This is a genomic window from Isosphaeraceae bacterium EP7 (assembly GCA_038400315.1).
In the GTDB taxonomy this organism is placed as follows: domain Bacteria; phylum Planctomycetota; class Planctomycetia; order Isosphaerales; family Isosphaeraceae; genus EP7.
This window is the reverse complement of record CP151667.1, coordinates 1,677,956-1,702,479: the sequence shown is the minus strand read 5'-3', so window position 1 is coordinate 1,702,479 and position 24,524 is coordinate 1,677,956. Positions and strand designations below refer to the sequence as shown.

19 protein-coding genes are annotated in these 24,524 nt (G+C 67.5%); 10 read left to right on the top strand and 9 right to left on the bottom strand.

Annotated features, from left to right (window positions below; all coding sequences use genetic code 11):
• Positions 1 to 37 precede the first annotated feature (37 nt).
• Positions 38 to 949, top strand: coding sequence for an endonuclease/exonuclease/phosphatase family protein (locus EP7_RS06620; protein WP_463526955.1), 912 nt, complete (start codon positions 38 to 40; stop codon positions 947 to 949).
• Between the two features lie 71 nt (positions 950 to 1,020).
• On the opposite strand, the gene EP7_RS06615 is transcribed toward EP7_RS06620, so the two are convergent.
• Complete coding sequence (locus tag EP7_RS06615) at positions 1,021 to 2,103, bottom strand: HEAT repeat domain-containing protein (protein ID WP_463526954.1); 1,083 nt, start codon at positions 2,101 to 2,103, stop codon at positions 1,021 to 1,023.
• 359 nt (positions 2,104 to 2,462) lie between these two features.
• On the opposite strand from EP7_RS06615, the gene EP7_RS06610 reads away from it, so the two are divergent.
• Positions 2,463 to 7,088, top strand: coding sequence for a PVC-type heme-binding CxxCH protein (locus EP7_RS06610; RefSeq protein ID WP_463526953.1), 4,626 nt, complete (start codon positions 2,463 to 2,465; stop codon positions 7,086 to 7,088).
• Positions 7,089 to 7,206: 118 nt separating this feature from the next.
• Here EP7_RS06610 and EP7_RS06605 read toward each other — a convergent pair whose 3' ends face one another.
• Positions 7,207 to 8,238, bottom strand: coding sequence for a DUF3500 domain-containing protein (locus EP7_RS06605; protein ID WP_463526952.1), 1,032 nt, complete (start codon positions 8,236 to 8,238; stop codon positions 7,207 to 7,209).
• An 846-nt stretch (positions 8,239 to 9,084) separates the two neighbouring features.
• Here EP7_RS06605 and EP7_RS06600 point away from each other — a divergent pair.
• Complete coding sequence (locus EP7_RS06600; RefSeq protein ID WP_463526951.1) at positions 9,085 to 9,633, top strand: hypothetical protein; 549 nt, start codon at positions 9,085 to 9,087, stop codon at positions 9,631 to 9,633.
• Between the two features lie 148 nt (positions 9,634 to 9,781).
• Here the strand turns inward: EP7_RS06600 and EP7_RS06595 are convergent, their stop codons facing one another.
• The gene (locus EP7_RS06595; protein WP_463526950.1) at positions 9,782 to 10,858 is read right to left on the bottom strand and encodes a DUF1559 family PulG-like putative transporter; all 1,077 of its coding nucleotides are present in this window, start codon (positions 10,856 to 10,858) and stop codon (positions 9,782 to 9,784) included.
• 330 nt (positions 10,859 to 11,188) lie between these two features.
• Here EP7_RS06595 and EP7_RS06590 point away from each other — a divergent pair, with 330 nt between their 5' ends.
• Positions 11,189 to 11,908, top strand: coding sequence for an MBL fold metallo-hydrolase (locus tag EP7_RS06590; protein WP_463526949.1), 720 nt, complete (start codon positions 11,189 to 11,191; stop codon positions 11,906 to 11,908).
• Positions 11,909 to 11,918: 10 nt separating this feature from the next.
• Here the strand turns inward: EP7_RS06590 and EP7_RS06585 are convergent, their stop codons facing one another.
• A complete protein-coding gene (locus tag EP7_RS06585; protein WP_463526948.1) occupies positions 11,919 to 12,497 on the bottom strand; it encodes an RNA polymerase sigma factor in 579 nt (192 codons plus the stop codon).
• A gap of 281 nt (positions 12,498 to 12,778) precedes the next feature.
• Here EP7_RS06585 and EP7_RS06580 point away from each other — a divergent pair, with 281 nt between their 5' ends.
• Together EP7_RS06580 and EP7_RS06575 are read left to right on the top strand one after the other, a co-directional pair.
• Complete coding sequence (locus EP7_RS06580) at positions 12,779 to 13,240, top strand: response regulator (protein ID WP_463526947.1); 462 nt, start codon at positions 12,779 to 12,781, stop codon at positions 13,238 to 13,240.
• Between the two features lie 100 nt (positions 13,241 to 13,340).
• Positions 13,341 to 14,531 (top strand): class I SAM-dependent rRNA methyltransferase, encoded by a 1,191-nt coding sequence (locus EP7_RS06575; protein ID WP_463526946.1) that lies wholly within the window; start codon positions 13,341 to 13,343, stop codon positions 14,529 to 14,531.
• Between the two features lie 14 nt (positions 14,532 to 14,545).
• On the opposite strand, the gene EP7_RS06570 is transcribed toward EP7_RS06575, so the two are convergent.
• From EP7_RS06570 to EP7_RS06555, 4 genes are all read right to left on the bottom strand, one after another.
• Positions 14,546 to 14,683 carry a hypothetical protein gene (locus EP7_RS06570; RefSeq protein ID WP_463526945.1) on the bottom strand — a complete coding sequence of 46 codons (138 nt, stop codon included), beginning with the start codon at positions 14,681 to 14,683 and terminating at the stop codon, positions 14,546 to 14,548.
• A gap of 69 nt (positions 14,684 to 14,752) precedes the next feature.
• A complete protein-coding gene (locus tag EP7_RS06565; protein WP_463526944.1) occupies positions 14,753 to 15,358 on the bottom strand; it encodes a hypothetical protein in 606 nt (201 codons plus the stop codon).
• A 19-nt stretch (positions 15,359 to 15,377) separates the two neighbouring features.
• Complete coding sequence (locus tag EP7_RS06560; RefSeq protein ID WP_463526943.1) at positions 15,378 to 15,758, bottom strand: BlaI/MecI/CopY family transcriptional regulator; 381 nt, start codon at positions 15,756 to 15,758, stop codon at positions 15,378 to 15,380.
• A gap of 119 nt (positions 15,759 to 15,877) precedes the next feature.
• Complete coding sequence (locus tag EP7_RS06555) at positions 15,878 to 16,954, bottom strand: acyltransferase family protein (RefSeq protein WP_463526942.1); 1,077 nt, start codon at positions 16,952 to 16,954, stop codon at positions 15,878 to 15,880.
• A gap of 888 nt (positions 16,955 to 17,842) precedes the next feature.
• On the opposite strand from EP7_RS06555, the gene EP7_RS06550 reads away from it, so the two are divergent.
• The 4 genes from EP7_RS06550 to EP7_RS06535 all read left to right on the top strand — a co-directional run bounded on the left by EP7_RS06550 (position 17,843) and on the right by EP7_RS06535 (position 22,874).
• The gene (locus EP7_RS06550; RefSeq protein ID WP_463526941.1) at positions 17,843 to 19,309 is read left to right on the top strand and encodes a hypothetical protein; all 1,467 of its coding nucleotides are present in this window, start codon (positions 17,843 to 17,845) and stop codon (positions 19,307 to 19,309) included.
• Between the two features lie 140 nt (positions 19,310 to 19,449).
• Positions 19,450 to 19,821: a hypothetical protein gene (locus EP7_RS06545; RefSeq protein ID WP_463526940.1), complete on the top strand. Its 372-nt coding sequence runs from the start codon at positions 19,450 to 19,452 to the stop codon at positions 19,819 to 19,821.
• A 330-nt stretch (positions 19,822 to 20,151) separates the two neighbouring features.
• Positions 20,152 to 22,569 carry a hypothetical protein gene (locus tag EP7_RS06540; protein ID WP_463526939.1) on the top strand — a complete coding sequence of 806 codons (2,418 nt, stop codon included), beginning with the start codon at positions 20,152 to 20,154 and terminating at the stop codon, positions 22,567 to 22,569.
• Positions 22,566 to 22,874 (top strand): hypothetical protein, encoded by a 309-nt coding sequence (locus EP7_RS06535; protein WP_463526938.1) that lies wholly within the window; start codon positions 22,566 to 22,568, stop codon positions 22,872 to 22,874. The genes EP7_RS06540 and EP7_RS06535 overlap by 4 nt, the downstream gene beginning before the upstream one ends.
• Before the next feature lie 101 nt (positions 22,875 to 22,975).
• Here EP7_RS06535 and EP7_RS06530 read toward each other — a convergent pair whose 3' ends face one another.
• Positions 22,976 to 24,283 carry a serine/threonine protein kinase gene (locus EP7_RS06530; protein ID WP_463526937.1) on the bottom strand — a complete coding sequence of 436 codons (1,308 nt, stop codon included), beginning with the start codon at positions 24,281 to 24,283 and terminating at the stop codon, positions 22,976 to 22,978.
• Between the last annotated feature and the right edge of the window lie 241 nt (positions 24,284 to 24,524).

Sequence of the window (24,524 nt, the reverse complement as noted above, 5' to 3'; positions counted from 1 at the left end):
GTGTTCGCAACACGTCCCACACCACGAGCGCAGACACATGATCCACCAAGGGTCGCGATCCACGACCGCGTTCGCCCTCGCCGTCCTGTTCGCCTGTTCCCGTGCGACCCTCGCGGCAGGTCCCGCCGACCACCTCCGCGTCCTCGCCTGGAACATCTGGAACGGCGGCGACGAGGCCAAGTCGGCGACTGATCCCGCCGTCAAGGCGGCCAAGCAGAAGAGCATCGCCGACGTCATCAAGGCCACGGAGGCCGACGTGGTCGCCATGGTCGAGACCTACGGCAGCGGCCAGGTGATCGCCGACCACCTCGGCTATGCGTTCCACCCGCGCGGCACCAACGTCTCGATCCTCAGCCGCTGGCCCATCAAGCGCGACCTGTCCGTTTACAAGCCGTTCCACTGCGTCGGCGCCCTCATCGAGCGCCCCGACGGCCGGCAATTCGCCGTCTTCACCGCCTGGATTCACTACGTCGACGACATCTGGACCGACCCTCGCTCGCGCGACGGCAGGTCGCCCGCCGACCTCATCGCCGCCGACGGGCCCACCCGCGCCGTCGAGGTGCGTGCGATCCTCGACGGCATCAAGGACCAGATGGCCGACCTTCCAGGCGTCCCGGTCATCCTCGCCGGAGACTTCAACAGCAACTCGCACCTCGATTATACCGAGGCGAATCGAGCCCGATTCGGTCCCCCCGTCCGCTGGCCCGTCACCGCGATCATCGAGGCTGCTGGCTTTCGCGACGCTTACCGCGTCGCCAACCCCGAGGCCGACCGATCGAAGGACCGGACCTGGTCGCCGCGCTTCCCTGATCAGATCCAGGACCGCATCGATTTCATCTTCTGGAAGGGGGATGCCCTCGACGTCGAAGCCTCGACCGTGGTGGACCGCCACGCCACCCGCTGGCCCTCCGACCACGCGGCTGTCTTCTCGCGATTCGGCATGCGTTGATGTCATTCTCGCCCCCCGATCTCCCGAGGGCCGCGACTCACGAGCGAGTTCCGACCGAGGCAGGCCGGGCGTCAAGGCATGGCGCCCAGCCTCGACGGCCTGTTGACTCCCAGGGGCATAAATCGAGAGGAGCCGCGATCTCGCCCGCCGATCTGAATCCCTTGCACGACGTCGCGAAACAAAAATTTGGAATTCGATTTCAAAGGGCCCGAATCCACGATCGAACGCACTCGGGCCGAGACCGTCGGCGGCAGGTCGGCCGAACCCGCCAGGCTCACGAGCAGCGATCGCGTCCGCCGTTCTTCCCACACTTCGATCTCGAGGAGCGCCAACGTCGCCATGCACCGCACCGCCTGATCCTCATCCTTCATCGCCCCCTCGAGCGCCGACACCGCCTCGGCCGCCCTGGGCCCCAGCCGCTCGAGGCACTCCACCGACGACCGACGCGTGCTCACATCCTTGCTACTCACGAGCGTGATGAGCTCGGCCACGGCCCGCCGCTCGGCCCTCGGCCCCGCGAGCCTCAGGGCATCGACCGCATCCATTCGCCCGAACGAAGTCGAGTCCTCGGGCAATCTCAGGAGTTCCAGAAGCACCCAGATTGCCGGTTCGACCGGTTCCGTCTCCATCCGCGTCAGCAATCGTGCCGAGTGGAACCGGACCTCCGAGTCCTCGTCGTCGAGCGCCCAATAGAGCTCCGCACGCGCCCGCGTGACCTTCTCGACGCCGACCCGGTTCAGGACATCGACCGCGGCCCGCCTCACCCGCACGTCGAGATTGCGGAAGTTCGCCCGCAACGCGTCGATCGCCGCCGTCGTCGGCGTTGGTGAGACCCGCCCTAGCGCCTGGATCGCCAGCAAGCGCACCTCGACGTCTTCCTCGGTCGCGGCCTCGACCAGCCAGGGTTCGGCCACGGGGCCCGCCGTGATCAGGCCGTCGAGCCCCGCCGCGCGCTCCGCCGCGTTGGTGTCGCGCAGCTTCGCGGCCATCAACTCGACTCTCCACGCACTGCGCCAGGCGAGCACGGATTCGTGCCAGGCCGGTCCCCTCACCAGCGCGACGTGCCCCGCGGGGACGACGCACGCCATCGCGACCGTCAGTTGCGCCAGGCGCGACGGTCGTCCGAATCGCCTCGGCCTCTCGCCTTCACTCATCGGCCCCTCCACTCAGAAGGCGTATCCGACTCGGCAAGTCCCCCGCACTCCTCCGGGGCTCGGCGGTTATTGTAGCCTGCGCCGACGCGTGCGAAGCCTACTCCTTCGCCAAAATTCCGGGAGTCTTTCAAGCAGCCCGACCCATCCCCTGCCGCCTCACCTTGGAAATCTCACGATTCGATCCCATTGACGCGTCCTGGCCTCCTCCCCGAACTCCATCGGACATGCCAGCCCGACACGACCCAGGACCGCCGGGACCGTCTGGACCGCCGGGGCGAACTCGTCGGTTGACCCGAGGCCACGGCCCCGTCAGCATGTGAGGCAGACCCCGCCCCACCTCCTCCCAGGACACCCCCTCCATGCAATCCCGGCTCGCGGCAATCCTTCTGCTCTCCCTCGCGACGATGAATGGAACGGCCCTGGCCGTCGACGTCGGGGTCGCGCAGGTCGACATTTCTCCCGATGGGCCCATCCGCCTGCACGGCTACCTCGGACGTTCCGGCCCCTCCAAGGGGATCGACCAGCCGATCCGCGCCAAGGCGATCGCCATCGGATCGGACGCCCAGGGGCCCGTCCTGCTCCTCTCGGCGGACCTCCTCGGGGTCACCGACGACCTCGTCGCCGACCTCTCGGCCCGGCTCCAGAAGAAGGTCGGCCTGCCCCGAGAACGGCTCACCGTCTCCGCCTCGCACACCCACAGCGCCCCCTGCATCACGGGCCTCGCGCCGAATATCTTCGGACGAAAGTATACCGATCTCGAGCAGTCCACGATCGATCGCTACACGGTCGGCCTCGCGGACAAGCTGGAGAAGGTCTGCCTGGACGCCCTCGCCGCCCGATCCCCGGCCACCCTCGGCTGGTCGCAAGGCTCGGTCGACTTCGCCGAGAACCGCCGGACCAAGGGCGGCCCCGTCGATCACTCCGTCCCGGTCCTCGTCGCCCGCGGGACGGACGGCAAGCCCCGCGCGGTGCTCGTCAATTACGCATGCCATTGCACCACCATGGACCCATCGGAGAACACGATTCACGCCGACTGGGCCGGCGTCGCGCAGGCCGCCATCGAGCGTGACCACCCCGGCGTCGTCGCCCTGACCATCGTCGGCTGCGGGGCCGACGCCAACCCCAAGCTTCGAGGCACGCCCGGCAAGGCCGTCGTCAACGCCCACGGAGAGAAGCTCGGCAAGGAGGTTGCGCGACTCATCGCCGGCCCGCTGAAACCCCTGGAAGGTCCCCCCGCCGCGACTCTCAAGTCGTTCCGCCTCCCATTCGACACCCTCCCCACCCGCGAGCAGTATCTCGAAACCATCAAGGCCGGCGGTGCCCCAGGCTACAACGCATCCAACTATCTGAAGCAGCTTGAGGCCGGAACGCCCCCCATCGATTCCATCCCCTACTCCGTCCAGACCTGGGCCTTCGATGACGACCTCTTGATGGTCTTCCTCCCCGGCGAGGTCGTGGTCGACTACGTCCTGCGTCTCAAGAAGGAACTCGATCCCGCCCGGCTCTGGGTCGTCGCATACACAAATGACGATCCCTGCTATATCCCCTCCGAGCGCATCCTGCGCGAAGGCGGCTACGAGGCCATCGGCGCGATGGCTTACTACGGCTGGCCCACCCGTCTCAAGCCCGGCGTCGAGGACGCGATCATCGCGCAGGTCCTCGCCATCTCGCCGCCGAAGTTCCACGCGAAGGCGCAAGCCCCGGTCAAAGGGACCGCTCCCAAGACGCCCGATCAGTCGCGCAGGTCGATCAAGCTCCCGCCCGGCCTGAAGGCCGAACTCGTCGCTGCCGAGCCCCTGGTCACCTCCCCAGTCGCCATCGACTGGGGGGGGGACGGCTCGCTCTGGGTCTGCGAGATGTACGACTACCCCACAGGCCTCGACCGCAAGTTCAAGCCCGGAGGCCGCGTCAAGCGGCTCAGGGACGCCGACGGCGACGGCCGATATGACACCGCGACGACCCTCCTCGACGACCTCCCCTTCCCCACCGGGATCATGGCCTGGCGTAAGGGCGTGCTCATCTGTGCCGCCCCCGAGATCCTCTACGCCGAGGACACCGACGGCGACGGCAAGGCCGACATCCGCAGGGTGCTCTTCGAAGGCTTCAACTCCGAGAACTATCAGGCTCGCATCAACGGACTCCACCTCGGCCTCGACGGCCTGGTCCACGCCGCCAACGGGCTGCTCGGCGGGTCGATCAGGTCCACCCTCACCGGCCAGGTCGTCGACCTCGGCGGCCGTGACCTCCGGTTCGACCCCGACCGCGGCACCGTCGAGCCCGTCTCGGGCCTCAGCCAGCAGGGCCGGGTCCGCGACGACTGGGGCAACGCCTTCGGGTGCAGCAACAGCGCCCTGGCCAATCACTTCCCCTTCCCCGACGACGCCGCGCGACGTAATCCGCGCGTCGCCACCCCCGACCCGTCCGTCTACGTCCCCCGATCCGAGGACCCCAACAAGCTCTATCCGGCGAGCACCCCGCAGGAGCGATTCAACCACCCCGAGAGCCTGAATTACGCCACTTCAGCGTGCGGGATCTGCATTTACCGGGGCGACTCCCTCGGCCCCGAATACCAGAACAACCTCTTCGTCTGCGAGCCCGTCCACAACCTCGTTCACCGCGAGACCCTCACCGACGACGGCGTCACATTCGCCGGTCAACGCGCACTCACCCCAGACAATCAAGAATTCTTCGCCTCCACCGACCCCTGGTCCCGGCCCGTCCAGGCCCGCACCGGTCCCGACGGCGCCCTCTACGTCGTCGACATGTACCGGCACGTCATCGAACACCCTCGCTGGATCAGCCCCGATCAGCTCGCCACCCTCGACGTCCGCGCCGGCGCCGACCTCGGCCGCATCTATCGCGTCACGCGACAGGCCGACGCCTCGCGCCACGCCCCCGCCAGCCTCGAAACCCTCGACACGCCGGCCCTCGCCGCCGCGCTTGACGATTCCAGCGGCACCCGCCGCGACACCGTCCATCGCTTGCTCCTCCACCGTGCCGACACGCTGGCCGTCCCGACCCTGGCACGCCTCGCCGCCAACTCGCCCCGCCCGAGCGTCCGCCTCCAGGCCCTCGGCATCCTCGACACCCTCGGATCGCTGCCCGACACCCTCCTGATTGCATCGTTCAAGGACTTCGACGCCAGAGTCCGGCGTCACGCAGTCCTTTTGTCGGGGCGCCGCGTCGCCGGCAGATCCATCATCCTCGAAGGCCTCCTGGCCCTCGAATCCGACCCCGCACTCATCGTCCGTTATCAGCTCGCCCTCTCCCTCGGCGCGTCCAATGATCCCCATTCCGCCGCGGCCCTCGCCCGCATCGCCCTCCGCGATCCCGAAGACGAATGGATCCGGGGAGCCGTGCTCAGCTCCGCATTCAGGCTCCCGGCCGAGGTCCTCTCCGCCGTGCTCGGGGCGGCCGGCCAGGGCACGCCCGACTCTCGACTCGTCAGCCCGCTCGTCGCCACGCTGGCCGCGGCGCCCGCCACGCCGGGCACCGCGAAGGCGCTCGCTGGCCTCTTCCCGCTTCTCGCGAAGCTCGATCCGGAGCATCCCCAGACCTGGCGGCTCTCCGCGCTGGCCGAGCTCGCCGAGAGCCGCCACCTCGACCTCTCCCCCCTCCTCCCGACCTTCGGCGTCGCGCGTCAGATCGTCGGACGCGAGTCCATCCCCGACGATGACCGCGCCCTCGCCGTCCGTCTTCTCGGCCGCGAACCTCGCAAGCTCCCCGCCGATCTCGCCCTTGTTTCCAGCTTCCTGACCGCCGAGGCCCCGCCCGCGCTCCGGTCCGCAGCCATCGCCCGGCTCGCCAGGATCGACGACCCTGACGCCGGTGCCAGGCTCCTCGCCGCCTGGCCGGCCCTCCCCCCGGCCGATCGCGGCGACCTGCTCGACGCGCTCCTCGCTCGACCCGGCTCGACGTCACTCCTGCTCGACGCCCTGGCGAAGAACCTGATCCCCGCCGGATCGATCGACGCGGGACGCCGCAAACAGCTCGTCGATCACCCCGACGACGCCATCCGCGCCCGCGCCCAGACGCTCCCCGGCCTCGGCCGCGACACCGCCCGCGCTGAGCTGGTCGCCGCGAGGCTCGAAGAAGGGAGCGGCGCGGGCAGTGTCGAGAAGGGGGCCGTCGTCTTCGGCCGGCTCTGCTCGACCTGCCACAAGCTGGGCGGTGTGGGCCACGAAGTCGGCCCCGACCTGGCCGCGCTCACCGACCTCTCGCCGCAAGGGCTGCTCGCCGCGATCTTCGACCCCAACCGCGACGTCGACGCCCGCTATGTCGAGGCCTCCGCCGCGCTCTCCGATGGCCGCGTCCTGAGCGGAATCCTGGCATCGGAGACCGCCAACGCCGTCACCCTCAAGTCGGCCGGCGGTCGCCTCGACGTCCTCCTCCGCGCCGACATCGAAGCCCTCAAGTTCGGCGGCAAGTCACTCATGCCCGAAGGGCTAGAGCGCGACCTCAAGCCGGGCGAGCTCGCCGACCTCGTCGCCTATCTGAGAGGCCAGGGCGCGGCCCCCAGGTCGTTCCCCGGCAACACGCCCCGCACCGTCGCCCAGCAGGCCGACGGCTCGATCCGGCTGGTGGCGAGCGCCGCATCGATCTATGGAGACACGCTCGCGTTCGAGCCCGAGCATGCGAATCTCGGCTTCTGGTCGTCCCCGAGCGATCGAGCTTCCTGGTCGCTCGACGTCGCCAGGGAGGGAACTTATACCCTCTCGATCGAGTGGGCCTGCCCCGACGAATCGGCCGGAAATCGCTACCTGATCCGCATCCCCGGCCGCGAATTCTCGTCCGTCGTCGGCCCCACGGCCCCCGGTTCGTGGGACCGCTACCGGACCGCCTTCGTCGCCGAGGTCCACCTCGACGCCGGGCGTCAGACGCTGGACATCCGCGCCGACGGGCCCATCAACAACGCCGTCTTCGACCTGAAGACGGTTCTGCTCACCCCCCGCAACGACGGCGCCCAGCCGGCTTCGAAGGATTGAACGAAGCGAACCACCAGACTCAGGCCGTCCTCCGATGGGGGCCTTCGAAACGAAGACCGCGGCCAGGCCGAGATGGGCCGGGCCGCGGTCGGGTTCATATCACGTCAGGCCTGGGGTTTCAGGCCTTCTTGGCGATATTCACATAGCAGTGGACGTGCGGGGCCCCGCGGAAGTGCCAGACGAAGTTGGGCGCCTCCAGCCTCCAGAGATCCCACTCGTGGTCGCCGCCCAGGTCGTCGCTCTCGTAGAAGGCCATGCGCAGGGCGTCAACGCCGCCGCCGTCCTTCAAGATCGCCATCGCCTCCTCGGTGTCGCTCTCACGATAGGGGGCCAGCAAGACCTTCATCACGCTCTCGACCAGCTCTTTCTGGTCGGACGACATGTCGCCCACCTTCAGGCCCGAGAACGAGCCTTCGGCCCCCTGCACCTTGACGCTGTCTTCCTTGGGGGCCTTGGAGAGCAAGGCGGCCTTGCGCTGGGTGCCGTCGAGCGCCTTGAAGACCTCGTTGGCCTTCTGCGTCTGGTAGTAGAAGACGTTGCCCGGAAGCCCCTTCTCCCCGTCCCCGGCGCCGTGGCCGTAGACGATCGGCCCACCGAACGCCGCGCCCGTGACGCTGTCGCCATCGGCCCGCGCCGTCAGGTGGCGGCCCGTCAGCTCCCATTCGAATTCTCCGGTCCCGGGGGTGCCGAAGACCGCCACGCTGTAGGCGTCGAAGCCGCCCGAGTCGTCGTCCATCTGCGTGATGAACCGCTCGTAGCCGTCGGGGCTCGTGATTCCGCGGAAGACCTCGTCGAGCAGCTTGCGCTGGTCGGGCTTGTAGAAGTCGCTGCCGATCGACGGCTTGGTGATGCTCCAGTTGGCGTTGATCTTCTTCCGCAGCTCATGCTCGAACGGGAAGCAGATCGTCGATTTCTGCTCGTCCGTCAGGGTGTCATAGAACCGCTTGACGGCCGTCTCGGCCCCGGCATTTTTCCCCTTCGCCGCCGCCCGTGCCTCGGCACGCGCCATCGAGGGCGTCAGGATCGAGGGCAGCAAACCGCCCGCCGAAGCCAGCCCGGCGCCGATCCCGGCGACCGTGCGCCCGAACGCACGCCTGGAAACCCCCGCGTCGCCCCGCTCGGGCCCTGAATCCTCGTGTCGGACGCCCATGAGCAGTCCCTCCGCTAGACGCTTGATCCCAATATTCGACCCCGGAGGCCTGGCAGCCTCCGCCTCACGCTCGATCCTACAGAACCCGTTCACACCCCACGGCACGAAATCCAGCCCATCAGCCCGGATTTCTCCCGTCTCAACCGACGAATTTATTGACATTGAATCTCAGTCTCGATATCTTCGCCTTCCTGCCCTGGATGGCGTGGGGGGCACACCCGGCCCTGGGACGGTCGGGGTGTGGGACCACCCCCCATTCCATCCAGGGCAGTGTTCAGCAAGGGCGTGGACCCTCGATCTCCGCTGACGAAGAACGGGGCATGAATTCTCACCTCTCATTCCCCGCTGTATTTTCCGAGAGAACCTCGATGTCAACCGCCAGGTCGAGCAGCCTGTCGGCAACGACTTGAATTTCTACATTGGCAGCCCCGCGAGGTAGAACCGCTCGCTTTTCCTCGCCCAGCCTTCCCGACACCAGGGCCGTCCCTTGTCCGCGTGTCTCGGGCGCCGAGATGGGCTATCCCTAAGCAAGCCCGAAGGACCACCAGATCCTTCATCGCTCCGGTCCCAGGCCCGGGCCATGGTCAGCGTGGCGTACACAGAAAGATGTGGGACGCTCCGACGTTCACTCAGATCATTCGCGCTTGCTGCTGGCCAGCCCCGTCGTCCTGCTTGCAATCGCGGAAGGTGATCTCCACGATCACGTCCGCGACGTAGGTTGGGGAAGACGATGTCATCGGGGACCGGATCCGCGCGGCTATCTGGCACGTGCGGTCACCGCGATCGTCCCGCTCGGGCCGGCCCTCGTCGACCTGTTCCCTATCGCTGGTAAGAGGGAGGATACGCGTGGGAGCGTACTTCTTGGTCGTCAACCCGGTGAGGCGGCAATATCTGGACCCGTCGCGGTTCGGCGAGGCGGTCAAGATCTCCTCAGTGCTGCGTGGCGATCACTGCATCGGGTCCTTGAAACTCCTCATCGCGGATTGCTATGGGCGAGACACGACCTCGTTCCGGGGTGCCTGGCTGGGCGATCCCGTCATCCTCGCCGGCGACGATTCCGGGTTTCCCTGCCCCGGCGGGTTGATGACCGCGAGCCCGGACGATGCCGGTCGAAACCTGCACGCCATGGCGAGGTCCGAGTTCACGGACATTAGCTACAGGGCATTGGCTGAGCTATGCCGCGATGGCGCCACGGCGGCTGAACTGGCCGGACGATCCAAGGAAGACGAGAGCCTTTTAATCGACCTCGGTGCGACTTTGGAGCAGTACCCCCTGGCTTCACTGGAGGCGGCGCTGAACGCGGCGGTGGGCAAGCCGTGGCGAAGGGCATACAGCCAGGCGCGAGCAAAATTGCCCTGGTGGAATACGCTTCCGCCCATCGATTGGGCGCTGTAGTCGCTTGACTCGCATCCCGAATGAATGAGATGACGAAACGACTGTCGCCGTCGAGCGGCGGGAAATAGGGCGGCCTTGCGCGGGGACATCGTTGCAATGCGATCGGGGCAAACGCGTCCTGCGATGCCCCGATCGGCCTGGTCCCGGATCAGTACGCGTCAGCCGAGATGATCTCACCCTGATTGGGCGTGATCAGCGAGCGCTGGACGACGATATTGACCGTCTCCTTGAGGAACTTGACCGAGCCGTCGCCCATCAGCGCGTTGACGCCGCCGGGGTGGAACCCAAAGATCTCGTCGTTTGCCCCGGCTCCGTCGGCCCCGGACGTGCCCGACTGGGGGTGCTGCGTGTTCTCGTGGCTGGGGGTTCCCTTGTTATTGATCACCGACGACGAGACGACCGCGCCGTCGGGTTCGGCCCAGCGCCAGAATCGACGCAGTCCCGGCGGCACCGGCCGGGTATACGAGAGCACCGGCGTCACGTAGTTCTCCGAGTAGGCCCCGATGAACCGCGCGTCACGCCCCGCGTCCTCGGTCACGGCGATCGTCTGGCTGAGGCCGTCGGTCACCTCGGAAATCCGCGTCTTCCCCTGCTTCAGCATCCCGTCCACCCGCGCATTGCAGTTGCGGTAGATGGCAATCGGAGTGCTGCAAGGCCCGCCCGCCCGCCCCTGCGGGTCGATGGTCGTCGCGCAGGTGGCGGCGTAATCGGTCACACCATATCCCTGGCCCGCCTGCATCGAAGCCGGGTCGGCCGGGTCGGGCGAGTCGCGGCTCCCCGACGGCTCACGGACCGCCGAAGGGCAGACGAATGCGGCGATCGCGGTGGAATAGGCGGTGAAGTTGCCGCCCGAGATGTGGTTGTATTCGATCGAGAAGTTGATGGCGTTGAACGTCGTGGTCAGCTCCAGGGTCGGAAGCAACCTCGGCAGCAGCCCGACGCCGTCGACGTACTGATTATTGGGCGGGCTCGACCCGAAATAGGTCGACTTGCCCGACGGCGGGAACGCACCCACGCCATTCTCATAATTGTGGAGCGCCAGCCCGAGCTGCTTGAGATTGTTCACGCACTGGACCCGCCTGGCCGCCTCGCGTGCGCTCTGCACCGCCGGCAGCAGCAGCGCGATCAGCACGGCGATGATCGAGATCACCACCAGAAGCTCGATCAGGGTGAACCCCGCACGTGTTTGACTCGCGCGGTCGTCCGGCCTCAAAAGTCGTTTCACTACCACGATGGCACCTCAAGACGTATCCAGATGAACGGCCGCAGGCCTGCCGCCCTGGCAGCCCCCCGGCCTTTGTGTCACTCGCGGAGAGACCTTGGACTGTATCGCGGCACAATATGGATCGCCATCATTTGTTTCCCGGTTGTTTGACACGAGATCTGCGGGATCGATCTTCAGACGACACGCCAATGCCTTGACGCCCACCCCGGAGAGCTGCGCCAATCGATTCGCGCGGGCCGCAGAATCCGCCACCGACTGCCTGCGATGCAACGGGCCGATCGAGATCGAGGTCAGCCCCTGAACCGATGAGCCCCCGAGGATTTACCCACAATGTCCATCGAGCCAGTCGTCCCGGGCCTCCACCGAATCGCGATCGGCTCGGTCAACGCCTATCTGATCGAGGCCGACGAGGTCCTGACGCTGGTCGACACCGGATACCCCGGCAAGGCCGACGAGATCGTGGCCGCGATCCGGTCGATCGGCCGTGATCCGGGCGACCTGCGGTCGATCGTGGTCACCCATTGCCACATCGACCACGCCGGCAGCCTGGCGGAGCTGAAGCGGAGGACCGGGGCCGAGGCCTGGATGCACCCCGTCGACGCCGAGATGGTCCGCGCGGGTCGATGCAAGCGACCGCTGAAGCCGGCCCCCGGGATTAGCAACTGGCTGATCGGCAACCTGATCCTTCGGCTCGCCCCCAACGACCTGGAAGCCGCCGAGGTCGAGCACGAGATCGCCGATGGCGAGATCCTGCCGGTGGGCGGCGGCCTGCGGGCGATCCATGCGCCTGGTCATTGTGCGGGGCAGGTCGCCCTGCTCTGGCCCCACCAGGGGGGCGTCCTGCTCGTCGCCGATGCCGCGGCCAATGTCCTCGGCCTCGGGCTGAGCCCGCTCTACGAGGACCTGGCCGAGGGCCGCGAGAGCCTGGCCAGGCTCTCGGAACTTGACTTCGAGGTCGCTTGCTTCGGCCACGGCAAGCCGATCAAGGAGGGAGCGTCGGCCAAATTCCGTCGGCTCTGGCCTTCGGCTCGGGCCGTCTCCCCCCGGTGACGCGTGGGCCTCAGGAGGCCCGCTGCTCGGCGGTCAGGCGGAGTTTCTTGCGGGCCTTGGCCAGGATCGGGCCGACCGAGTTCTCGGGGATCCCGAGCTGCTTGCCGATCTGGCGATAGTTCTGGTACTTCAGGTGATAGAGCCGGACGACTTCGGCCTCACGCTCGGGCAGCTCGCCTAGGATCCGGTCGAGCTCCTCGGCCGCGATGACTGGCTCGGCCTCGCCGGAGATCTCGTCTTCCAGCCCCGCGCGATGCGCCGAGGTGTGGCCCAGCTCGGCCTCGCGGAACCGCTTGACCATCTCCTTGACGCAGATCCTCCGGGCGATCACCGTCAGATAGGTCGGCAGGGCCGCGGTTTCCTTGTAGCGGCGGAGGACGGCGTAGTCATCGTCGACGATGGCCAGGAAGACCTCGGCGGCGATATCCTCGATATCTGGCTGGCTGAGGACCACGCTCCGCGCATGCGATGCGTGGTGGATGACGTGGTAGATCAGGCCCATGTAACGATCGACGAAGTCGTTCCAGGCCCCCGGCTCCTTCTTCAGGCACCGGTCGAGCAACTGGCGATCGATCTCGGCCAAGGGCATGGAATGACCTCCCGACCCAAGGGCGATGACGAGACGCGGCGACCGTGCGGGCCGCCGCCCTGAGAGCCCGTCTCGCCTCAACCCCCAATTCTACCCGCTCGAATGGCATCGGCAAGCGATCCGAAAGTTGCGCGTCGGCGGAATCGGTCCCGCCCACGATCCAGGGGGCCGGTCTCGATTCCGGATTCCAGCCCGGCCCCAAGGGCGGTAAGATCGGTTGCTTCGCGGCGCGGCCGGCGCCGACCGCGTCCGGCAGCCCGCCGCCCCTGGAGGCATGGACCTTGGACCTGCCGAAGCCGTTGCCCAAAATCCTGATCGCCGACGACAACATCCAGAACGTCGAGCTTCTGGAGGCGTACCTGTCCGACGTCGAATGCGAGATCAAAACCGCATTCGACGGCGAGGACACCTTGCGCGCCGTCGCCGCCGACCGCCCCGACCTCATCCTGCTCGACGTGATGATGCCCAAGCTCTCCGGCTTCGAGGTCTGCAAGAAGCTGCGGGCCGACCCCGCCACCCGCGACCTGCTCATCTTGATGGTCACCGCGCTCAACGAGCCGTCCGACTTCGAGCGCGGCGTGCAGGCCGGCACCGACGACTTCCTCACCAAGCCCGTCAATAAGGTTGAGCTGCTCTGCCGGATCAAGAGCCTGCTCCGCGTCCGCCATTACCAGAGTCAGCTCGAGCGGACCCTGGCTTACCTCTCCGAGTTCGAGACTGCCAGCCGCGAGCAGGCCCCCTGAACGGGCCTGCCCTGCACCCGTCCTGAACCGAACTGACCCGGCGCAAGCCGGGCCCGACGCAACGCACCTAGTTCCTTTCTCCCAGATCGAGCCGGCCCCCATGTCCGCACCCGTCCGCGTCACGCTCGGCCCTCGCCGGGCCCGCCCCTTCTTCGCCCGCCACCCCTGGGTCTACGTCCAGTCGATCGCCCGGGTCGACGTCGAGCCCGCAGCTGGCGACGAGGTCGTCGTCGTCAGCCACGAGAACCAGTTCGTCGCACGCGGCCTTTTCAATCCCGCAAGCGCCATTCGAGTCCGGCTCTACCGCTGGGACGACCAGCCGCTCGACGACGCCTTCTGGCTCGGCCGCCTCGACGCCGCGCTCGCCCTGCGCAACGACGTCCTCGATCTCTCGTCGGCCCCCAATTCCGCCTGCCGCCTCGTCTTCAGCGAAGCCGACGGCCTTTCCGGGCTCACCGTCGACCGCTTCGACCGCTGGCTGGCAGTCCAGTTCACCAGCCGGGCTTTGTACGAGCGCCGCGACCTGATCCTCGACCACCTGATCGCGCGGACCGGCGCCGAGGGGGTCATCCTCCGCACCGAGAAGGGGATCGGCCAACGCGAAGGGCTCGTCGTCAGCGATGGGCCCGTCCGCGGCACCATGCCCGACGGCCCCATCGAGATCGTGGAGAACGGCCTGACCTTCGCCGTCGACCTCGCCACCGGCCAGAAGACCGGCTTCTATCTCGACCAGCGCGACAACCGCCGGGCCACCGCCGCGCTCGCCAAGGGGCGGTCGGTGCTCGACCTGTTCACCTACTCGGGCGGCTTCGCCCTCAATGCGCTCGCCGCGGGCGCGACCTCGGCGCTGGGGGTCGACTCCTCCGCGCCGGCGCTCGCCCTGGCCCGGCGTAATGCCGAGCGCAACAACCTGCCCGCCACCTTCGAGCAGGCCGACGTCTTCGACTTCCTGGAGGCCCAGAAGGCGGCCGGAACGACCTACGGGATGGTCGTCTGCGACCCCCCCAAGTTCGCCCGCAGCGCCGCCAACGTCGATGACGCCCTCAAGGCCTATCTCCGCCTGAACCGACTGGCGCTCTCCGTGCTGGAGCCCGGCGGCATCCTGGTGACGTTCTCGTGCTCGGGCCTGGTCGACCGGCGGATGTTCGCCGACCTCCTCGGCCGCGTCGCCGAGCTCTCCGAGCGGCCGATCCAGATCCTCGAGCAGCGAGGCGCGGCCCTCGACCATCCGGTCGCCGCCTCTTGCCTTGAGACCGACTACCTCAGCTGCCTGCTCTGCCGCGTCCTCTGACCGGCCTGGCGACTTCAGGGTTGGGCCGACCGCGCCGGCGCGGTCGGCCTCACCGTCGGCTTCTTACCCGAGAGGTAGCCGACGGTCCCCAGCAGCATGAGCCATCCCAGATAGAACGCCAGCAACGCGCGGAATTTCGTTCGCTTATCCATCGCAGTCTCACCCCGATCCGGTTCCGGCGTCGATCCACACGCCAAGCAAACCGTCGGCCGCCCGCGCCGTCAATCGCGGTTTGTCGGAACAGGCCTCGATTCGACCCCAGGAACTGGCCGAACCGCCCTCTTCAGGGCCTTTCTCGACCGTTCCAGCCCGGCCCGAACCTCGCCGATCTCCCGCTCAAGCTCGAGCCGCTCGGCCATCTCGTCATCGGACTCCGACGAGGGGATTTCCTGCGCGCCGGCTCGCCGGACCAACATCGCCAGACGTTCTTCCAGCCCGCGCAACTCACGCTCGTCCCGGTCCGCCGCAACCTCCGCGCCACCATCCACGGACCTGACGGCCATCGAGGTAAGCTCCGCCGACAGCCGGGCGATCTTCGCGTCGAGTCGCTTCTTCGACTCCACGCAGGCGCCAACGCGTGCTTTCCGCGTCGCCGCCAACTCCGCTCTCAGCCTCGCCGAAGTCGCGGTGCCGGAACGCGGGTGGCCGATTGTTGCCGCGTCTGAGGGAGCCGCCTCCCTCGCGCGTGCCTCGCTCCTGGCCCGGTCCTGCGCGTCGACCGCGTCCAGGGCCCGCAATTGAGGTGCGTCCTGACCCCGACTCGTTACCGTCAGCAGCATGGTCGCCCCGAGCATCCAGCGGCCCGCGATTCCGCTTCGAATGGCCATCGGTCCATCCCGCCTGGGCTCAGGGCCCCATCTTGTCGATCAGCTTGCGCAGGGCGGCCCGCTCCTGCTCGCTCAGCCGGTTGGCCTGGACCAGATGCGTCAGCAAGGGAGTCAGCGAGCCGCCGCAGAGGGTGTCGGCCACCGCCCTGAGCCGACGGCCGATGAGCGCCTCGCGGTCGACGCTCGCGCGGAAGACGTGCACCTGGGTCGACCGATCGCGGGCCACGATCCCCTTCCCTTCAAGCCGCTCTAGCAGCTTCTGCACCGTCGCGTACGGCGAGGCCCCCTCGTCCGCATAGGTCGCCTCCGTCAGTTGCCGGATCGTCGAAGGCCCCAGGTCCCAGAGCGCCTGGAGCACCGCGAGTTCCGCCTCCGTCACATCGCGCGGGGTCCGTGCCATCGCCATCCTCGCCCGAGACAGATTGTCTTTGTCCGTCAAAGGCTAAGACAACCAGTCTGAGAAGTCAAGCCGACGTGGGTGTTTCTCCCCCGAGCGGGGCTCGGCGATCGCCGCGAGGCTCAGGAGACCTGGCCGACCAGGATCGTTCTGATGGCCGCCGGCCTAGGCCTGGGCGCCCGTACCTTAACCTTCGTTCTCTCGCCCAGGAACAGGAACGCGAGCATCGGGTGGGAGGTCACGACGTGGTGGGCGGCCGCGGAGAAGACGATGGCGAACATGGCGTTGAACAGGACGAACAGCAGGCGGTCATGGCCCTGCAAGAGCTTGATCGACAGCCAGTAGCCCCAGTAGAGCCCGAGGGTGTGGAACAGGTAGATCGAGTAGGAATAGCTCGCGAGCGTCGGCAAGACCGGGAGAATCAGCCTCCGGCGGAAGATCACGGGGATCGCCGCCATCGCCGTCAGGACGCCCACCAGGCTGTTCCGGCCGGCGGGGACCTCCAGGTGGCCAGACTTGGTCAGCAAGAATGTGGCGAAACCGACCGCGGTCGCCAGCATGCAGGCGACCATCGTGGTCCGCGTGAAGATCATCGCTGGGAAGCGGGCCAACCCGACGCCGAGCAGGAACGACGCCGACAGGGCCAGGGCCTCGTGCAGATTGAAGATCCGCCAGTCCGGCAGCAGCAGGGCGAGCGCCGCCGCCACGCACGTCGTCGCCATCCAGCCGCCGACCGTCCGCACGCACCCGAGACGGTCCAGCGCCGAGAACCCCACCACCATCAGGAACAACGCCTGCAAATACCAGAGGTGCTCGAAGCCGTAGACGAAGTGGCCGAGCAGCACGCCCGGATCCCAGTCCATCGGGTACTTGTCCGGCCTCAGTCCGTTCCGAGCGGCACGCACCAGCAAGGTCAGCGTCAGCATCGAGGCGAACGGGACGAGGAGCCGCCGGGCCTTCGCCGCGATGAATCGCCTCGGGCTCGGGTCCGCGCCCGCCGACCCGAGCCCGGCGACGTAGCCCGACATCGCCGCGAACAATGGCATCCTGATCAGGACCAGCGGGGCCATCAGCCACCTGAGGGCCGAGAGACCCGCGTCGCTCAGGTGCGCACCGTCCACCGAGACCAGCGAGTGGAACAGCACGACGAGCACCACCGCCAGGCCTCGAATCGTCTCAACTGAGGGGTCCCGATGCACAGCTTAGCTCCGCGCCAATAATTCATTTGAATATGTTCTGTTTTAAACTTACAAGGCGGAGTCCCTTCGGATCCGCGAGACTGTCTCGGGGCGAACGAGCGAGATCCTCGCCGTGCCCGTGTTGACGCGGAGGGGCGTCTAACTCGGGAGCGAAGCCCGCATAACGCCGTCGAAGCGGGGGATCTCACGGCCGTATCGGGGAGAGTGGGCGCGCAGGGGCGCGAGGAGGTGAAACCTCGTGATCGTGATGGTCATCGCGTTTTCCGGTGCCTGGGGGGGGGACCAGTTGCCCGAATCCTCGACCGCGGCCATCCATGTGCGAGCGAGTCGCTCGGAGTTCGTCGATTACATCCGACAGCATTCAAAACTTACACAATTGAATTCGGGGCACCATCCGTTTCGTCCCGAATGAGGTTTCCTCGGGACGTTTTCGACAAAAAACAACGCACCTGAATAGCTTGATGCCTAGATAGAGAACTCCTCCCCTAATCGCTGCGATGCGTCGATGAAACATCGCGCAGGGCGGACCGTCGGAGCGCCCTTCCCGGGCCGATGTCATCTCAATCGGGTCAGTCAGCCAGGACCATCTCTTCCCTGTTCACAAGGCGTGAGCCTGAGCGGACCGGGCCTTGGACGCTCGACGGGTTGTGGGCGCCTCGTCCCGTCGAGGCTTCGCGGGTTTCGGTCGCCATCGTGCTCGCTCATCTGGCGGATTATTTTTCGAGAATTCCGAAAAAGTAGGGAGGAAATCGCGCGCCGAAAGGATTGTCTTTCAATAGAGGGGCGCTTCGCGCGACGAAAGACCGACGGGCAGAGTCCGTCGGCAACGCGTCGTCCCCCTTCTACCGCGATGACGCACTCAAGGCTCTCAACGACGAGACCCCACCCATGCCCGCCACGCCCGCCCAGATCGAGGCCAACCGCATCCGCGCGGCCAAGTCCACCGGACCCCGGACCGCCGAGGGCAAGACCGCTTCGCGCCGCAACTCGCTCAAGCATGGGCTCACAAGTCGCGGGACGGTGATGCTCCCCGACGACGAGAAGGACCGCAACGTCAAGCTCGCCGCCTGGAACCGCGACATGTGCCCCGACGGCCAGGCCCAGCGCACGCTGGTGGAAACCGCCGTCACGGCCGTCGTCCAGCTCGAACGCGCCCGCCGCCACGAGAACGCCGCCATCTTCAACCGCGCCCGCCACGCCGCCTCCGACTGCCAGGCCCAGACCGCCGCCGACCACGAACGCAATCAACGCCTGTTCGCGGCCGAGCCCAGCGCCTACGCCGTCGTCCTCCTGCGCTCCAATGCCGCCGGCTGCCACGCGCTGGTCGACTTGCTCGAAGACGCCCACGCGGCCCTCTCGGGCGGCGAGATCCCTGGTCCCGATCTTGCCAATCGCCTCCGACTCGTCATCGATCCCTCGCTCCTCCCCGCGAATTCGCCGACCGTCGCGCGCCTGCTCAACCAGCTCTCCGCATCGCCGGACGCCGCCGAGGCGCGTGGACACCTCATCTCCCACGTCGACCGGTCCATTCAGTCGCTCCGCGCCCAGGCCGCCGATTGGTCCGAGATCGAGCGGCTCGACCGCGAACAGGCCGCCGACCGCGCCTTGGTCGACACCGGCCGCGAAGGGGTCAACCTGCGCCGCTACCAGACCTCCGCCGAGCTGGCCATCAGCCGCTCGCTGCGCGACCTGGCCAAATCACGGGTCGACCTGTCCTATCACGAACGGATCGGCGCCTACCGACCGAACCCCACGCCCGTCGACCAGAACGGCGTCGTCTTCGTCGAGGGCCGCTGGGCCGAGGCCCCCGACGCCTGGGACGGCGACCCGAAGACCCTGACCCTCCCCCCCAAACCCAGCCTCACCTCGATGCGCCTCGACCACCCCGCACTCGCGCAGATGCAGCCCTTCCCCGGCCCGGTCGCCTACACCGAGGGCCAGCCCGTCTATCGCCGAGACTGGCTCGACGGCGCCCCGAACATTCCCTATCCAGGGACCGCCGGAAAACCACTCAGCAACCCCGAGACCTACAACCACCCCGTCGACCGCCCGACCGCCGGCCACCCCGACTCCCACGACCGGGCCCTCGCGCACAAGACGTCAACTCCCCTCGAATCCTTCCCCGCCAGGCTGAGCCCCGAGCCCCCCCGCAGCCCGACCCCGCCCCGCAAGGCCCGCAGCAACACGCCCGGCATCGACGCCTTCCTCTCGCGCGTCCAGCCGCTCACCGAGCCCAACCCCGACCGTCCCGCCTCATTCCCCGGCTCGTCGCCCGCCGCCCCCTTCCGCCGCCCGACTTCCAAGGAGCTGCGAGACGCCGAGTCGGCCGAGGCGAACAAGGTGACCTCGTCATGACCCTCTGGGTATTATGTCCCGTCCCCCCGGTCCCGCGCACGCTCGGCTTCAATGGTCTCCAGAGATCTTCGGGCCCAGCGATCTCGCGTGCCCGTCCCTTCGCCTGCAACCGCCCAAGCCCAGGCCCCGGAGGGGTCCCGATGTCGAAATCCGGCAGCCTGATCGCCGCCGTCCTGGCCGGTTCCCTGGGAGGCGCCGGCCTGTTCACGCTGGTCATGATGTCCCACATGCAGGAAGGACTGACCACCATCCTGATCGGCTCGACGGGGAGAGCCCTGCAGGTCCCCGCCGACTTCGTCTTCGGCACCGAGGGCCCCGCCGTCGCCGAGTGGCGCCTCTGCGGCCTCCTCACGATCGCGGCCGTCACCTTCTTCGTCCTGGCCAACCGCACCAGCAAGCTCGACCCGCGCAAGTTCAAGGCCGCCGGCCGGACTCGCCCTTATCGGATCGCCGCGGGAGTCTTCACGCTGTCCGCACTCATGGTCTTGTTCAAACGAATGCTCGACCTTTAACGCTCTTCTGAATGACCCAGTGATGGATCCGACGAAACGAGACTGCATGGTCCCTCATCGAATCGCCAGGTCTGACGTGAACGCGAGCAAACGATCCCATCGCGGGCCATCCCCGTGTGCTGGGCCGTTTCCGTGTGCCATGCCCTCGCGCCGCGTGAGCATACGCCGGTCGGGCAGCCTGGGCGAGGCCGCCCCGCTTCATGCTCACGCGGCGCGAGGGCATGGCATCCGTGGAGCAACATCGATTCGGGTCCCAGGTTTTCACGACGAAACGAACCCGGCGCATCCGACCAGCCATCGATCACCCGGGGATTCGGAGGTTTCAGGCCGATGAGCCATCGACGCGAAACCGCCGCCTTTGGCGCAACCTTGCTCCTCATCCTCTGCGCCCTCTTCGCCCCTTGCCTCTTCGGCGACGGGGTGCTCAGCCCGTCCGATGTCTTGCTGACCACCGCCAGCCTGGGAGGCGAGAACGCCCAACGCTTCGAGCCGGCCAATCGGCTGCTGACCGATCCGGCCCTCCAGTTCGAGCCCTGGCTTGAAGAAAGCCGCCGGCAGATCAGGCAGGGTCGGCTTCCGCTCTGGAACACCTGGATCGGCTGCGGCGCCCCGCACCTGGCCAACGGTCAGAGCGCCATCTTCGACCCGTTCCACCTCATCGCCTATCTCGGCACCCTGCCCGACGCCCATGCGCCGATGGCCGCCGCCAGGCTCTGGGTCGCCGGACTGGGGATGTTCCTGCTCGGACGCCGCTGGGGCCTGAAGGTGTGGGGCCGATGGTTTGCTGGTTTGGTCTACCCGTTCACGGGGTTCATCAGCCTCTGGCTCCTCTACCCCGCCGCGTCGGTCGCCGTCTGGATCCCCTGGCTGATCCTGGCCACCGACCGAGTGCTGGCTCGGCCCGGCGCCCGACGAACGGCCGGCTTGGCCGTCGTCACCTCGCTGATCCTGTTCGGAGGGCAGGTCCAGACCGCCGCGCACGCCCTGCTCGCCGCCGGCCTCTATGCCGCCTGGAGATGGACCAGCCGCCGGGCCCGACGGGCATGGCCGGCCTGGTCGGCGGGCATCGCACTCGGAATCGGGCTGGCGGCGGTGCAGATCGTGCCGCTGGGCGTCTATCTGACCCGAAGCCCGATCCTGGCCGATCGCAGGCAGGAATGGGGCTCGCCGTTGAGCCTGGCGACGCCCCGGCTGCTCGACGCGGTCTGCACGGCAATCCCTTATGCGTATGGGAGCCAGCGGCGTGGGCAGCCGAACCTGGCCAGGGCGCTTGGGGTTCATAACATCAACGAATCGGCGGGCGGATATGCGGGGCTGGCGACGCTCGTCTGCCTGGCCCCGCTCGCCTGGGCGGCCCGCCGTCGGAATCCGCGCGTGCGGTTCCTGGTCGCGCTGGCGGCGGTCGGCGCACTGGCCGCGTTCCGCATCCCGCCGGTTGACAACTTACTGAGGGCCCTGCCGGTGCTGGGGGTGGCCGACAACCGGAGACTGAGCGTCTGGCTGGCGTTCGCGCTGCCGCTGCTGGGAGGGATTGGCCTGGATTCGTTGGGCGCTCATGTCGGGATGCGTTTGCTCGGTCGATTGCGCTGGATGTGGGCGTTGATTGCCGTCGGATCGATCATGGTGGCCGTTGCCTTGCCCCGCTTCGAGCCCCAGCTCCGCACTCGCGCCGAGGCCAACTATCGGGCCGCCGCCGCCGAGGCCGAAGGCGCCGACCTGACCGCCTATCTCGAACGTGCCGGCCGGCAGGTGGATTCGACGCTCTGGTTCGTTCCCCGGTATTACGGCTGGATCGCGGCGCAGGGGCTTGTTCTGCTGATCCTGATCGGGCTGATGCGACGAGGGCGGATCGGCGCGAATGCCGGCCGCGCCGGGCTGTGCGGACTCGTCGCGGCAGACCTGCTCGTGTTCGTCGTCGGGCTGAACCCATCAATCAATGCCGTCCAATATCGGCCGGGCGGTGCGGTGGTCGACTTCCTGAAGGACCTGGGAACGGGAAGCCGGGTGGTCGGCATCGGCGCGGAGTGGCCGCCGAATTCGTTGATGCGTTATGGCATCGCCGACGCCCGCTGCTATGACTCGATCGAGCTGACCGCCGCCCTCGACTGGTTCGAGCCGATTTATGAGCCCGACCCGAGGATGAGGAGCAGCCGCCGCGACGTGACCTGGCGCACGGCGTATCGAGGCCTCGATCGGCTGCGTGGTGCCGGCGTCATGGCGCTCGTCGGCGCCACCGAGCCGCCCGCCGGGCTGTTCGGCGCCGTCGAACGAGTGGGACAGACCTGGATCGCCGCCGTGGATGGGATGCCGCTCGCCACGGTCGAGCCGGGCGGGACGCTCGAGATCGAAGTCGACGGCGGGCGGGTGGTCTGTCGGTCCCGGTCCGACCGGGCGGGCCGGCTGGTCGTGAGGATGATCGCATGCCCAGGCTGGGTCGTCAGGGTTGACGACGGGCCGGCCGCCGAGCCGTCGTCGGAAGGGCCGTTCCTGGCTGTCGACGTGCCGGCGGGGAGCCACCGGATCGACCTGAGCTATGAGCCGGCCGAGGTGCGCATGGGGCTGCTTGCCTCCGCCACCTCCATACTGTTCATCAGTGGACTGGTGGCGTGGGGACGCCTAAATCTCGTCCTTTTTCGACGTCGAGGCCACCAATCGCCTTGGAGGGCTCGGCTCGTCGGGTTAGAATTGGACCGGCCTACCCGTCGGCAACCTGGACCGGATTACCACCGAGGGACTCCACGCCAATGATCCACATCTCGTGCGATCTCTGCGGCACGGACTTGACCGCCTGCGGCCAGCCTCGTTACGTCGTTCGGATCGAGGCCTTCCCCGGCTTCGACCCGACTTCGATCACCGAAGAAGACCTCGACGCCGACCCCATGGAAGCGGTCTCCGCCCTGCTGCGGCAGGACGAGAACCTGAGCTCCGACGAGCTTGCCACCCCAGTGAACAAGGCCTTCCGCTTCGACCTCTGCGCCTGCTGCCACAAGAAATATCTGAACGACCCGCTTGGCCGCGACCTGAGCCGCACGCTGGATTTCAGCAAGAATTGAAACGACCGAGATCGACGTGAAACCGGAGGGCCGCCTCGTCGCGGCCGGTTGGTTGACGCCGGGTGCAGGAGCGCCGGCGTCGAGGCATGATCAGGACGCCGTCAGCCCCGGACGAGGAAGATCACGTTGGTGACCAGCGACAGGGCCAGGATCGCGGCGAGGGCCGCGATGATGGTGTTGCGGCTGTTCACGTAGCCCGCCAGTTCGATCAGTTCCGACTCGCTCGCCGCGACCCCGCCGTATCCCTCGCCGTCGGCCGAATCCCCCTCCGCCAGGCTGGCGAGGGTGTCGATCTTCGAGCCGGCCAGGATCGGCGACTCGCCCTGGGTCAGGCAGTTCAGGTCGATGATCAGGTCGTCCGGGTTGCGATAGCGGTTGTCCCTGTTCTTGGCCATCATCGTCTCGACGACGACGCCCAGCCCGCTGGAGAGCTTGGTGTTGACGTGGTCGGGCGGGATGAAATTAACGTTCTTATCAACATGCTTGCGCATCACCTCGGGCGGCGTCGCGCCGTCGTAGGGCACCTTGCCGGTGACCATGTGGTAGAGGGTCGCCCCCAGGCTGTAGATATCGCCGCGAATGTCGACGTCGACCTGCCCGCGCACCTGCTCGGGGCTGATGTAGTAGGGGGTGCCGATGGCCATGCCGGCCTCGGCCATCGCCCACTTCTCGTCGGCCGTCAGCCGGGCCAGGCCCAGGTCGGCCAGCTTCACGTTGCCGTCGCGGGTCAGGATGATGTTCTCTGGCTTGATGTCTCGGTGGATCAGGCCGCGCTCGTGGGCATGCTTCAGTGCCTCGGCGACCGCCAGCACCACCTTGAGGGCCACCTTTTCGTCGAAGATCTTGCCCTTCTCCAGCTCGTCCTTGATCGTGGCGCCCTCGACGTATTCCATCACGAAATAGTGGTGGTCGTCGATCTGACCGGCGTCGATGGCGTTGACGATGTTGCTGTGCGACAGCTTGGCGGCGATCTTGGCCTCTCGGTCGAACCGCTTGATGAATTCCTTGTTCTTGGCCAGGGCGTCGAGCAGCACCTTGACCGCGACGATGCGGTCGACGCTGGTCTGCCTGGCCTTGTAGACCATGCCCATCGAGCCCTTGCCCAGCTTGTCGATGATCTGGTAGCCGGGGATCTCAAGCTTCTGCGCGGTCGCTTCGGCGCCCACCTCTTGCAGCAGCCTGAGGCCCTGCCCCTTGGTGAGCACCCGCGCCTCGAGCATCACCTCGAGTAGGTTCTTGGACTCCTCCCGGGCGGCCATCTGCTTGCGCAGCTCCTTGCAGTGGGCCAGCTCCTGGGGCGTGGCAAGCCCCCGGCGGAGGATCGACTTCTCCAGCAGCGTCTCGCTGAGCGAGGAGAGGCCACGCGTGTCCTTCTTGCCGGGGGGTGTGTTCTCGGTCGAAGTCGCCATGGCGGACGCCTCCCTGGGGCGGAGAATGGGGGGAGAACCCGGGCAAACTGGCCCGGGGCCCGGCGACGCGGAGATAGAGCCTGCCGGATGAGCCCGAGACGGAAGGAGAGAAGTGCGCGGGCTTTGAACCCTTGGAATTATGCGGCAGTCCCGACCCTTGTCAACGCGCCGTCCCGGGTTGCGGCACGGTTGCAACACCCCGGCCCGCGCCGCGCCCCTTGCCGACCTACACGGTCGCCGC

Coding starts and splice junctions, on each gene's coding strand:
- EP7_RS06610 (WP_463526953.1), top strand. CDS start 2,463: ATGCAATCCCGGCTCGCGGCAATCCTTCTGCTCTCCCTCGCGACGATG.
- EP7_RS06570 (WP_463526945.1), bottom strand. CDS start 14,683: ATGGATAAGCGAACGAAATTCCGCGCGTTGCTGGCGTTCTATCTGGGA.
- EP7_RS06535 (WP_463526938.1), top strand. CDS start 22,566: ATGATCCACATCTCGTGCGATCTCTGCGGCACGGACTTGACCGCCTGC.
- EP7_RS06565 (WP_463526944.1), bottom strand. CDS start 15,358: ATGGCCATTCGAAGCGGAATCGCGGGCCGCTGGATGCTCGGGGCGACC.
- EP7_RS06540 (WP_463526939.1), top strand. CDS start 20,152: ATGAGCCATCGACGCGAAACCGCCGCCTTTGGCGCAACCTTGCTCCTC.
- EP7_RS06605 (WP_463526952.1), bottom strand. CDS start 8,238: ATGGGCGTCCGACACGAGGATTCAGGGCCCGAGCGGGGCGACGCGGGG.
- EP7_RS06590 (WP_463526949.1), top strand. CDS start 11,189: ATGTCCATCGAGCCAGTCGTCCCGGGCCTCCACCGAATCGCGATCGGC.
- EP7_RS06530 (WP_463526937.1), bottom strand. CDS start 24,283: ATGGCGACTTCGACCGAGAACACACCCCCCGGCAAGAAGGACACGCGT.
- EP7_RS06560 (WP_463526943.1), bottom strand. CDS start 15,758: ATGGCACGGACCCCGCGCGATGTGACGGAGGCGGAACTCGCGGTGCTC.
- EP7_RS06575 (WP_463526946.1), top strand. CDS start 13,341: ATGTCCGCACCCGTCCGCGTCACGCTCGGCCCTCGCCGGGCCCGCCCC.
- EP7_RS06620 (WP_463526955.1), top strand. CDS start 38: ATGATCCACCAAGGGTCGCGATCCACGACCGCGTTCGCCCTCGCCGTC.
- EP7_RS06545 (WP_463526940.1), top strand. CDS start 19,450: ATGTCGAAATCCGGCAGCCTGATCGCCGCCGTCCTGGCCGGTTCCCTG.
- EP7_RS06550 (WP_463526941.1), top strand. CDS start 17,843: ATGCCCGCCACGCCCGCCCAGATCGAGGCCAACCGCATCCGCGCGGCC.
- EP7_RS06615 (WP_463526954.1), bottom strand. CDS start 2,103: ATGAGTGAAGGCGAGAGGCCGAGGCGATTCGGACGACCGTCGCGCCTG.
- EP7_RS06585 (WP_463526948.1), bottom strand. CDS start 12,497: ATGCCCTTGGCCGAGATCGATCGCCAGTTGCTCGACCGGTGCCTGAAG.